Source organism: Herbaspirillum sp. UBA812 (assembly GCF_002296545.1).
Classification (GTDB): Bacteria; Pseudomonadota; Gammaproteobacteria; order Burkholderiales; family Burkholderiaceae_D; genus Herbaspirillum; species Herbaspirillum huttiense.
Genome location: NZ_DBIC01000158.1, coordinates 29167 through 40561, shown reverse-complemented (window position 1 = coordinate 40561; position 11395 = coordinate 29167). Strand labels below are relative to the sequence as shown.

Below are 11395 nucleotides of genomic sequence, written 5' to 3'. Positions count from 1 at the left end.
CGCCCTCGTGCGTTACTGCGTTTGCCTTTGCTGCATTGATGGCTGCGTTCAGAACAGCAGGATCAGCAGCAGGATGATGGGAATCGGAATCCCCAAGAGCCAGAGCAGAATGGCACCCATGTCAGTCTCCTATGAAGGTTGGTGTTCAGGTTCGGCGAAACGTGGCGCGGGAGTGCGCTGTTCAACGCAACTCGGGTTCGCCGACGCGATGGTCATGAAGTTCATGACGCAACACCGGTTCGCCGTAGAGTTCGTTGCGATCACGCAGGCGGCCGCCGTAGGTGGCCAGCAGGCTGGCGACGAAGGCACCGCACAGCAGGGCCAGGAACATCCACAGCGAAGCATAGGCAGCAGCCTTGCGGGCGGCATCAGCAGCTTCCTTGGCCTTGGTGGCAGCCTGGTCCAGATTGCGCTGGTAGGCGGCAAAGGTATCGGCCACGCGCTTCTCGGCATCGGCTTGCGACAGGCCGGTATGGCGTGCCACCAGTTGGCCCAGGTAGCGCTTGTCGTTGTCGGCCAGTTGCTGGTTGGCCAGCGAATAACCGAAGACGCGGACCACTTCCATGCGCTGCGCCGAGGTCAGTTCACGGCCATCGGCGGGAGTCGGTGCAGCCAGCGGAGCGGCGGGAGCAGCGTTGGCGGCATCGCTGCCAGCGGCCGGAGTCACCGGTGCGGCAGGGGCTGCGCTGGTGTTGGCGGTGCCATTGGCGGTGCCGCTACGGAACATGGAATCGATGAAATAACCCGAAGCACGATCAGCCAGGTTGCCAGCTTGTTGCGCGCCCTCCGGCCCCATGGCCGCCGCGGTCGCGGCAGCGCCGGTACCGAGTACGCCACCGGCGGCACCCAGGGTCTTGGCCCCGCCCGAGATCACGCTGCCCACGGCCGAGCCCAGCAGGGCGGCGGTGGCCAGCGAAGCCACGGCCCAGGCCAGCAGGCCATGTGCGGTATCGCGGAAATAGACTTCACGGGTATGCAGGCCAGCCCACTTCACACGCAGGCGGCCGGCCAGGAAGCCACCGATGGCCGAGGCCGCGATCTGGGTGAACAGCAGCCAGCCGGCCGTGGAATAGCCGATGGCCTTGGCCGAGACGCCCTCGCCGGACCACGGCGAGATCGACGAGAAGCCGAGGCCAAAGCCCAGCATCACCAGGATGAAGGACAAGGCCGCCGCCGCAAAAGCGCCCGCCAGGATGGCACCCCACGAGACGCCGGAGCCGTTGTTGTTGACGGCCTCGACGCTGGCCGGTGGAAGGGGATGGATGGTTGAGGTGGTCATGAGTCTCCTCGCGATTCTTGATGGATTGATCTCTGCGACTGGCGCAGGGCTGGGGGGCATTGCCACGGAGAGACTATAGGCGCGCGCTGGCGCGCGCGCCATCGGCGGAGTTCGGCAGGTGGCGTAGGAGAGCAGGGAAGCGCGGAGTCGGCGTACAGGAAAACGTGCAGAATTCCGTACAAAATTCCGTGCCGAATTCACTACAGGAATCAGTACGGAAAAACGCCCGGAAAAACGTACAGAAAGAGCGGCAGAACAATGCTCAGGACGCAGTACGGAAAACTGCACAGCAGCGCTGCACCGAGTCTTATAGAATGAGCGCCTCACACACCGGCATCCTGCCCTGTCGCCCCAACCTGCTACGGATTCCCATGGCCAACACGCACAGCACTCCGATCACGCATTTCCTGTTCGACCTCGACGGCACCCTCATGGACAGCGACGCCCTGCACCATGCTGCCTTCAACACCATCCTGTCGCGCTGGGGCCGCTCGGTGGATGTCGATTACTACAAGACCCACATCATGGGGGCGTCCAACGCCATGATCTTCGATCACCTGTTTCCCGGCATGCCGGCCTCGGAATACCAGCCGCTGGCCGAAGAGAAGGAACAGCTGTTCCGCTCGCAGCTGGACCAGCAGGTCGCGCCCACGCCCGGCATCGAACGCCTGCTCGACCATATCGCCCGCATCGGCGGACGCACGGCGGTGGTGACCAATGCGCCGCGCGCCAATGCCGAGCTGATGCTGAAGGCCACCGGCCTGGCCGGCCGCTTCGATACGCTGGTGATTGGCGATGAGCTGGAACGCGCCAAACCCGATCCCCTGCCCTACCTGACCGCCCTGCAACTGCTGGGCGGCACACCGGACCAGGCGGTAGCTTTCGAGGATTCGAGCTCGGGCGTGAAAGCCGCCAGCAGCGCCCAGGTCTGGACCTTCGGCATGCTGGGTGGACTGGATGAAGCGCGCCTGCGGGCTGCCGGTGCCCACGCCGTGATCCGCGATTTCAACGGTCAGGCGTTGTGGGACAAGATCGGCGGATAAGTCCGCGCCTTCATTGCGAACGGACCGTCTCGAAGTGATGGTCCGGCAGGAACCACAGCAGGGCCAGCAGCACGTAGATGGCGGTCGCGCCCAGCGGGGTGGCCAGTGACAGCGGAATGGCCACCGCATAGAGCAGGATGGAGAGCGCATTCTTGCGCCCGTGTCCCAGCATGGCCGCCAGCGAAGGATGCGCCGCTTCACTGTGGCGCAGCGCGCGTTTCAACAGCAGGAAAGAGACCGAACACATCAGCAGCACCACGCCATAGCAGGCCACGGGTGCGCTCTGCCGATGATGGTTGGCCACCCACGAGGTGACGAAGGGCAGCAGCGACAGCCAGAACAGCAGGTGCAGGTTGGCCCACAGCACGCGCCGGTCGACCTGCGTGGCCAGCTGCAGCAGGTGATGATGGTTGACCCAGTAGATGCCGATGTAGACGAAGCTCAATACATAGCTCAGCAGCGGCGGCATGAGCGGGGCGAGGTCGGCCAGACCGGCGCCCTGCGGTGTCTGCAAGCCCAGCACCATGATGGTGATGGCAATGGCGATGACGCCATCGCTGAAGGCTTCCAGCCGCGACTTGTTCACGACGTGGCAGCCTTGGCCGGCAGCGGCTGGCGAAATTCCCACACCACCATCGCCACCAGGATCAGCACCGGCACGATCAGCCCGGCAAAGCCGATCGCGTGATAGGCGAAGGCGGCGGCGATGGCACCCGCGCCGAACGACAGCACCGGCCACACGAACTTGATGCAGCGCTCGGTGGTACCGGCATCGGCCGCGCCGCGCAGCATGTCCACCATGTCGATCACCACTTGCGTGACGTTGCCCGTCATCAGCGAGGTCGGTGCCAGATGCGCCAGCAGCAGGCGGCTGATGGCGCTGTGGACACCCATGGAGGCGGTGCCCAGCAGACCCGATGCCATCACCCAGCCTGCAGTAGGCGACTGCACCGGCGCGGCGGCGATGCCGCAGAGCATGAATCCGGTCAGCAACAGCAACTGCAGCAGCAGTGACCAGCCCAGGGCGCGGCCATCGCGGCGCTGGATGGCGGCGATGAACAGGCGTGCCACGGCCACGCCGAGGATGAAGGCCGGGAAGGCCAGGAATTTCAGCAGGATGGACATCTGCGAGGTATCCGCCAGGGCCGCGCCGATGAGGATGAAGTTGCCCGTCACATGGGCTGTGAACAGGCCGAACAGCGCGATGAAGCCCAGCGTATCGACATAGGCGGCGAGGAAGGCCAGTCCGGAGGACTGGAGGCGGTTGCGTTGTGCGGCATTCATGAGGTGTCTCGCTTCCGGAGGGCGGGGGCAGGCCGCACACCTTAGCACCGCTGGTGCCGTCCGCCCATTATCCCTGTGGATAAGACAAGTCCGGCGAAGCCGCGCCAAACCCTTGCCGATCCGGCAACGATATGCCCTTGATGGATGCAACAAAGGCATTTTCTACAAAAAACAGCACATTTGTACAATCCAAGCCGGGCCTGAATGCTGATGATGCGAAGGACTGCACGGCAAGGCCTGCGACGCCCGAAGAGGGCCGTTGCGAAGGCGTGCCGGTGCAAGGATTTTCGCAACCCGGCAAGACGGATTCATTATGGAAAGTACCGTATACGTCGTCGATGACGATGGCATGGTCAGGACCGCCCTGTTGAGACTGCTGGCCTCGGCCGGCCTGACGGCGCGTGGCTATGCCTCGGCCGACGAGTTTCTGCGCGAGTCGCTGCCGGGCGCGCCGTGCTGCCTGCTGCTGGACATGAAGATGCCCGGCTCGGATGGCTTCGAGGTGGTACGGCGGCTGGAACAGCGCGGCGATGCCATTCCGGTGATCTTCATTTCCGGCTACGGCACCATTCCCGTGACGGTGCAGGCGATGAAGGCGGGTGCCCATGAATTCCTCACCAAGCCGATCGAAGATGAGCGCCTGCTGGGCGCGGTGCAGGAGGCACTGGCCATTGCCGGGCGTGATCTGCATCAGCGTGTGGAGCAGGCCGCCAGCACTTCGCGGCTGGAAAAGCTGACCCCGCGTGAGCGCGAAGTACTGGAACTGGCCATCGGCGGATTGCTCAACAAGCAGATCGCCACCGAGCTGGGCATCAGCGAAATCACCGTCAAGGTCCACAAGCGCCGCGTGATGGACAAGATGCAGACCAAGACCCTGGCCGACCTGGTGCGGGCGGCAGAGCGCTTGCAGATTCATTCTGCGCGGCAGCGGTGAGGCTGCCGGCCAGCTGACGGTATCCGCACGAGACGGACCATCAATGACCACCGCAAGAGCGCCCATCGTAGTCGAAGGCCTTCGAAACTGATCCGCTTTTGCGGTATTCCTGAACACATCCCTTCTTCCCATCAGTAACCTGTGCGGCTCTGACAGCAGCCCGGGCGGCCTCCATCGCTACCCGCACAACCACGATGGGCAATCTCAAGAACATCATTGGCACCGGCGGTGAATACCTGTGCGGTATTGAACTCATGCGTCCGGTCATTCCATCAAGCGTGCGCACGCTATGAAGACCCCTTTCTTCGTGGGCATCGTCGATCGCAGCACCGCACGCCGGGAGCGGATCTATGTAAAGGGGATAGATGCACGCCAGTCGAAAGGGATCGCACGTCTTGCGCCACACCATGACCTTGCCGAAGACGCCGTCAAGATTGCCATCTACAACGAAGTTTGCCGCGTCTGGTCGCTGCGCAACAATCCGCCACTGACACAGCTCATCTGAGGAGCCGCCCATGCCACGTTCCCGTCGTCAAGAAATCGCACACCAATTTGCCGAGGGCCTGGTTGCGCAAATGTTGCAGCGATCCGGTAGTGAATTCTTTCACGTGACGCCTTCCCGCCCGGGAGAACACATCGACCTTCTGGTGAGCCAGGGTGACGGCCTGTGCGGCATCGAAGTGCGGTATGAAGAGCGCAGCGAGGGTGTCGAGCAACTCTGGAACGAATGGAAAGACGCCGTTCGCGCATCCGGCAGGAAACGCCGCTCTGCGCTGGCAAGAACGATGAAGGCGATACGACGGGGGACGACGGCAAATCAAGCGGATCCTGATCTCCATCTGGTCGTCGTCACCGGCACGGGAGACAAAATATATACGGACCCGAGCATCGCGCCCTTGTTGACGCCGGATGACCGCACCCATATTTCCGTGCTGGGCGAGTAGGCCTGGCATGGCCTATCCCTGTCCCCTCACCCACCCCATCGGCCCCACCCCCATCACCTGCTTGAACACCCGGCTGAAGTGACTCTGGTCCGAGAACCCGCACTCCAGCGCAATGACTGACATGCTCTTGCCCTCCTCGCGCAGCAGCTGGCAGGCCAGGACTATGCGCTGGCGCTGCAGCCAGGCGTGCGGCGGCAGGCCAAAGCTGAGCTTGAAGGCGCGCGAGAAATGCGCGCGCGACAAGCCGCACTGCGCCGCCAGCTCGGCCAGCGTCAGGCGCTGTCCCAAATGCGCCAGCATGTAGTCCCGTACCCGCACCTGCTGCCATCCCGCCAGGCGGCCGCTGTTGCGCGCCAGCGGCTGGCCGCCATAGTGCCGGGCCAGATGCGTGTGCAGGGCCAGCGTCACGCTGTCCATGAACACCGTATCGCCATCATTGGCCGCCTCGCCCAGCATCGGCAACATCGCCTGCACCAGGTGCCAGATCACCGGGTCGCGCACCGCCTGGCGCTGCTGCAGCCCGCTGATGCGGCGTCCGCCCTCCTCGCTCCATTGCTCGATGGTGGCGCGCGGCAACTGCAGGCGTACGTTGTCGTAGTCCGACAGGTGCTGGCAGCGCCACTGCTCACGCAGGTCGGTGATGGCCATTTCGCCGCTGCGGTGGCCGCCCGCATGCACCAGCTGCTGGCCACGCCACAGCTTGTGATGGCGGAAATCCTGCAATTGCACGATCACCGAAAAGGCATCCTCGCCCGGAATGTCGATCACCGGCACCGCCCCGGACGAGACGCCCGTGACCTGCGACTGCGCGGCGCGCGTCAGGCCCAGGCCGTCCTGCAGGCGGAGACGCTTGATGAAACGCTGGGGCAAGGGCTGGATCACGAGGAAAATCGATAAAAGTGAAAGAAAGAAAAACGACCCGCTCCAGTGGAGGCCAACAAGCCGATGCATCCGAAGCTGAGTGAAGGAAAACGCAAAAAAGGCAGAGCCGTCAAGCTCTGCCTTCCGCACCCTGCATCAAGAGGGAGCGCTCACATCGAGGTCCGCCCCGATTCAAACAGGAACCAGGCCCGCTGCTCGGCCTCGTCGATCCAGTTCTCCAGCAGGCTGGCGGTGGCGACGTCGCCGTGCTCATCACACAGCTCGTGGGTCGCTATCATGAAACCGACCAGGCGCAAGTTGTCCTCGCGCAGTTCGGCCAGCATGTCGGAGGGTGTGACGAAGTCGGCATCGTTGTCGGCCAGCCGCTGCAGCTTGCCGACCTGCCCGGTGGACCGCAGTGTGGTCGCGCCGATCTTGCGCACCCGCTCGGCCACCGCATCGGTGATGGCAAGGATCTGCTGGGACTGGTCGTCCAGCAGCAGGTGATAGTCGCGGAAATGCGGCCCCGACATATGCCAGTGGAAATTCTTGGTCTTCAGGTACAGCGCGAAGATGTCCGCCAGCAACATGGTCAAGGCCCCGCCGATCTCCTGGCTGGCCTGCGCGGACAGCACGCCAGGCGTAGCCAGCGGTGCCAGGCGACGCTTTTCAAGCTGCTGGCGTTGGTTTGCGTCCAGGCTCATGGTACTTACCCCTTCAGGAAGGCCAGCAGGTCTTCGTTGATCTGGTCCTTGTGGGTCGCGCACAGGGCGTGCGGTGCGCCGCCATAGATCTTCAGCTGCGCACCCGGCACCATCTCGGCCACCAGCTTGCCGGTGGTCTGGAAGGGGACGACCTGGTCGTCGTCACCGTGGATCACCAGGGTCGGGAAGTTGAATTTCTTGATGTCTTCACGGAAGTCGGTGCCGGAGAAGGCGCTCACGCAATCCAGCGTTCCCTTCAGCGAGGCCAGCATGGCGATGTTGAAGGTCTGCGAGAGTACGCCGGCGCTGACCGCATCGGCCTTGCCCGGACGGTTGGTGCCGAAGAACACGGCGGCGAAGTCGCTGATGAATTGCGCGCGATCCTTGAGCAGGCCTTCCTTGATGCCGGCAAAGACCTCGGCCGGCACGCCCTGCGGGAAGTCCGGCGCCTGGCCGAAGATCGGCGTCACCGCGCCCAGCAGCGCCGCCTTGGCCACGCGCTTGCTGCCGTGGCGGCCGATGTAGCGGGCCACGTCGCCGCCGCCCATGGAGAAGCCGACCAGGGTCGCGCCCTGCAGGTCCAGCTTGTCCATCAGCTCGGCCAGGTCATCGGCGAAGGTGTCGTAGTCGTAACCGCTCCAGGGTTGGCTGGAACGGCCGAAACCACGGCGGTCATAGGCGATGACGCGATAGCCGCGCTCGGCCAGGAAGTTCATCTGGTATTCCCACATGTCGCCGTCCAGCGGCCAGCCGTGGCCGAAGACGACCGGTTGGCCGCTGCCCCAGTCCTTGTAATAGATTTCAGTGCCGTCGCGGGTAGTGATGGTGCTCATGGTGTGACTCCTTGTGAGATGGTGTGGAGGGGCCGTGCAGGGGACAGCAACCGCCCTGCGCATGGCAGAGCGGCCTGACAACGTTGAATCTGCCAATGAAGCTGGAAGAGAGACCGCCGTGAATCGACTTGATTCCTACGGCTGAGCTGCGGCCTGGCCCAGCCGCCACTGGCCGGGACCGCACAGCGCGATGGCCGTGAAGATCACCAGCAGCAGCCAGCCGAACTGCCCTTCCGCGATGCTCCAGCCGGGATGCACCGCCAGCATGGCCACCAGCAGCACGCCGATGATGGGCAGGCAGGCCAGGCGGGTGAACAGGCCCAGCGCGATCAACACCGGACATAGCGCTTCGGCCAAAATGGCGGACCAGAGCGATACCGTCGGGCCGAGGCCGAAGGGATCCTCGATGACGGTCAGCTCATGCGCGTAATGCATGAGCTTGGGCAAGCCGTGCACGTAGAACAGCATGAAGCTGCCGGCCACGCGCAGGAACAGCAAACCCAGATCCAGGGGCGGGACCGGCCAACCGGTCCGGCGAGCGGAATGATGCGCTTGCATGATCGGCCCCGCTCAGAACGCGAAGCAGCTGCAACCCAACGCGCCCCAGAAACCGGCGAAGTGGGAGACCGGAACGGTCGACTTGCGCGCCACATCATGCGCGTGTCCATGCACCCCGCACGAACCCGCGCAGGCATGCGGCAGCGCGGTCTTCTTCTGGCGTGCGGCATCGCTGCTGGCGACGGCGCGATAGTGTCCCGGCACCTTGGCCACCGGCGACCAGTCGGGCAGCACCGGGATCTCGCCCGGGCCGTGCGAGGAGAACGGACCGGTGCCATAGACCACCTTGCCATCGACCACGGTCATGACCGATTCGATGGACTTGATGTCGTCTTCATGCACGCTGAAGAAATCCGCCGACAGCACGGCGAGGTCGGCCAGCTGGCCAGCCTGGATGCGACCCTTCTTGGCCTGCTCGCTGGAGAACCAGGCGCTGCCTGCGGTCCACAGTTCCAGTGCAGTTTCGCGAGGTAACCTGCCAGTTGACCGGTACAGTTGCGTCCCGCCAACAGTACGGCCGGAGACCAACCAGTACAGTGCAGTCCAGGGGTTGTAGCTGGCCACGCGGGTGGCGTCGGTGCCGGCACCGACCGGCACGCCCATCTCCAGCATCTTGGCCACGGGTGGCGTGTGCTCGGCGGCATCGCTGCCGTAGCGGTCGATGAAGTATTCGCCCTGGAAGGCCATGCGATGCTGGATGGCAATGCCGCCGCCCAGCGCCTTGACGCGCTCGATGTTGCGCTCGGTGATGGTCTCGGCGTGGTCGAACATCCAGTGCAGGCCGTCGAAGGGGATATCGCGGTTGACCTTCTCGAACACGTCCAGCATGCGCGAGATCGATTCGTCATAGGTGGCATGCAGGCGGAACGGCCAGCGGTTGGACACGAGGTGGCGCACCACCCGCTCCAGCTCCTCTTCCATGCCGTCGGCGAGGTCGGGACGCGGTTCGAGGAAATCCTCGAAGTCGGCCGCCGAGAACACCAGCATTTCACCGGCGCCGTTATGGCGCAGGAAGTCGTCCCCGTCACCGGGCTTGACCATACCGGTCCACTTCTGGAAATCGGCCAGTTCACTTCCCTTGCTCTGGGTGAACAGATTGTAGGCAATGCGGATGGTCAGTTGGCCGTCGGCTGCGAGCTTGTTGATGATCTGGTAGTCGTCCGGGTAGTTCTGGAAACCGCCGCCGGCATCGATGGCGCTGGTTACGCCCAGGCGGTTCAGCTCGCGCATGAACTGGCGGGTCGAATTGACCTGATATTCCTGCGGCAAGGCCGGTCCCTTGGCCAGGGTGGCATACAGGATCATGGCATTGGGACGGGCGATCAGCATGCCGGTCGGATTGCCCGAGGCATCGCGCACGATCTCGCCGCCCGGCGGGTTGGGCGTGTCCTTGGTGTAGCCGACCGCTTGCAGCGCGGCGCGATTGAGCAGCGCGCGGTCATACAGGTGCAGCACGAAGACCGGAGTATCGGGTGCGGCCGCGTTCAATTCTTCCAGCGTGGGCATGCGCTTCTCGGCGAACTGGAATTCGGTCCAGCCACCGACCACGCGCACCCATTGCGGATGCGGCGTGCGCGCCGCCTGGTCCTTCAACATGCGCAGCGCATCGGCCAGCGACGGCACGCCTTCCCAGCGCAGTTCCAGGTTGTAGTTCAGGCCGCCACGGATGAGGTGCAGGTGCGAATCGTTCAGGCCGGGGATGACGGTGCGGCCGCCCAGGTCGATGACCTGGGTGCTGGCCTGCTTGAGACGCATCACGTCGGCGGCGCTGCCGACTTCGATGAATTTTCCGCCGCCGATGGCAACGGCTTCGGCGATGGGGTTTTGCTTGTCGACGGTGTGGATCTTGCCGTTCAACAAAATCAGGTCAGGGGTGACGCTGGCTGCGGTGGTCATGGAGGCTCCGGGCATGGGCTACAACGATGAAGAGGGCGGATTGCGCAGGGTGTGGCGTCGCTGGCGGCGAATCGTCCATCTCATGCGCTTGTGTTAGTGCTTTTGTTGGTGATGGCAGTGTGCAAAAACGCACTGCCAGCGTCTAGCTATACGAACAGATAATGGCAGCGCCCTGCCCGCTTGCCTATGATCGCCTCCGGCAGCCTCACTCCCCTGCCACGCCGCTGCGCACCGCCTCTCCCCGGCCAAGGCAGCGGCTGCCGTCTTCCTACTCACTCCACCTACGGAACCATCATGACCACCAACACCAAACTCGACGTCCTGACCCCGACCAACTGCCAGCTCATCATCATCGACCACCAGCCGCAGATGGCCTTCGGCGTGCAGTCGATGGACCGCCAGGCACTGAAGAACAACGTCGTCGCCCTGGCCAAGTCGGCCAAGGTCTTCAACATCCCTACCGTCATCACCACCGTGGAAACCCAGGGCTTCTCCGGCTACACCTATCCGGAACTGCTGTCGGTCTTCCCCGAGCACGACATCCTGGAACGTACCTCCATGAACTCCTGGGATGACCAGAAGGTGCGCGACGCCCTCAAGGCCAACGGCAAGAAGAAGGTGGTCGTGGCCGGCCTGTGGACCGAAGTCTGCAACAACAGCTTCGCCCTGTGTGCCATGGCCGAAGGCGACTACGAAATCTACATGGTGGCCGACGCCTCCGGCGGCACCTCCAAGGAAGCCCACGACTACGCCATGCAGCGCATGATCCAGGCCGGCGTCATCCCCGTGACCTGGCAGCAGGTGATGCTGGAATGGCAGCGCGACTGGGCCCGCAAGGAAACCTACAACGCCGTCATGGACATCGTGCGCGAACACTCGGGTGCCTACGGCATGGGCGTGGACTACGCCTACACCATGGTGCACAAGGCCGAGCAGCGCCCGCACGGCAACCAGAAGATCCTGGCACCGGTGCCGGCCAAGTAAGCCAGTCCGGTCACCGACGCCGCCGCGCTCCTGCCCTGCATCGGCGGGGCGCGGCGGCGTCCCATCTTCACGAGG

Annotated in this window: 13 protein-coding genes; 5 read left to right on the top strand and 8 right to left on the bottom strand. The window is 64.0% G+C overall.

From position 1 onward, the window contains the following. Nucleotides 1–181: 181 nt before the first annotated feature. Complete coding sequence (locus B3873_RS10265) at nt 182–1279, bottom strand: hypothetical protein (protein ID WP_286865789.1); 1098 nt, start codon at nt 1277–1279, stop codon at nt 182–184. 371 nt (nt 1280–1650) lie between these two features. Here B3873_RS10265 and B3873_RS10260 point away from each other — a divergent pair, with 371 nt between their 5' ends. Next, complete coding sequence (locus B3873_RS10260; protein WP_134224220.1) at nt 1651–2322, top strand: HAD family hydrolase; 672 nt, start codon at nt 1651–1653, stop codon at nt 2320–2322. 10 nt (nt 2323–2332) lie between these two features. Here B3873_RS10260 and B3873_RS10255 read toward each other — a convergent pair whose 3' ends face one another. Together B3873_RS10255 and B3873_RS10250 are read right to left on the bottom strand one after the other, a co-directional pair. Next, nucleotides 2333–2908, bottom strand: coding sequence for a TMEM175 family protein (locus B3873_RS10255; RefSeq protein WP_286865787.1), 576 nt, complete (start codon nt 2906–2908; stop codon nt 2333–2335). Beyond that, entirely contained in the window at nt 2905–3606 is a 702-nt protein-coding gene (locus B3873_RS10250; protein ID WP_286865785.1) for a YoaK family protein, read from the bottom strand. The genes B3873_RS10255 and B3873_RS10250 overlap by 4 nt, the downstream gene beginning before the upstream one ends. A gap of 313 nt (nt 3607–3919) precedes the next feature. On the opposite strand from B3873_RS10250, the gene B3873_RS10245 reads away from it, so the two are divergent. The 3 genes from B3873_RS10245 (at nt 3920) to B3873_RS10235 (ending at nt 5484) form a co-directional block, all read left to right on the top strand. Then, the gene (locus B3873_RS10245; RefSeq protein WP_286865783.1) at nt 3920–4540 is read left to right on the top strand and encodes a response regulator transcription factor; all 621 of its coding nucleotides are present in this window, start codon (nt 3920–3922) and stop codon (nt 4538–4540) included. 289 nt (nt 4541–4829) lie between these two features. Beyond that, entirely contained in the window at nt 4830–5045 is a 216-nt protein-coding gene (locus B3873_RS10240) for a hypothetical protein (protein WP_252696649.1), read from the top strand. A gap of 10 nt (nt 5046–5055) precedes the next feature. Beyond that, entirely contained in the window at nt 5056–5484 is a 429-nt protein-coding gene (locus B3873_RS10235; protein ID WP_286865780.1) for a hypothetical protein, read from the top strand. A 12-nt stretch (nt 5485–5496) separates the two neighbouring features. On the opposite strand, the gene B3873_RS10230 is transcribed toward B3873_RS10235, so the two are convergent. The 5 genes from B3873_RS10230 to B3873_RS10210 form a co-directional block, all read right to left on the bottom strand. Continuing rightward, on the bottom strand, nt 5497–6366 hold the full coding sequence (locus tag B3873_RS10230; protein ID WP_286865778.1) for an AraC family transcriptional regulator: 870 nt from the start codon (nt 6364–6366) through the stop codon (nt 5497–5499). A gap of 149 nt (nt 6367–6515) precedes the next feature. Next, complete coding sequence (locus B3873_RS10225; protein WP_286865776.1) at nt 6516–7049, bottom strand: Dps family protein; 534 nt, start codon at nt 7047–7049, stop codon at nt 6516–6518. Nucleotides 7050–7054: 5 nt separating this feature from the next. Next, complete coding sequence (locus B3873_RS10220; RefSeq protein ID WP_039783148.1) at nt 7055–7882, bottom strand: alpha/beta fold hydrolase; 828 nt, start codon at nt 7880–7882, stop codon at nt 7055–7057. Between the two features lie 135 nt (nt 7883–8017). Beyond that, complete coding sequence (locus B3873_RS10215) at nt 8018–8440, bottom strand: DoxX family protein (RefSeq protein WP_034334042.1); 423 nt, start codon at nt 8438–8440, stop codon at nt 8018–8020. A gap of 12 nt (nt 8441–8452) precedes the next feature. Continuing rightward, nucleotides 8453–10336 (bottom strand): amidohydrolase, encoded by a 1884-nt coding sequence (locus B3873_RS10210; protein WP_286865772.1) that lies wholly within the window; start codon nt 10334–10336, stop codon nt 8453–8455. A 294-nt stretch (nt 10337–10630) separates the two neighbouring features. On the opposite strand from B3873_RS10210, the gene B3873_RS10205 reads away from it, so the two are divergent. Next, nucleotides 10631–11320: a hydrolase gene (locus tag B3873_RS10205; RefSeq protein WP_039783146.1), complete on the top strand. Its 690-nt coding sequence runs from the start codon at nt 10631–10633 to the stop codon at nt 11318–11320. The last annotated feature ends 75 nt before the right edge of the window (nt 11321–11395 follow it).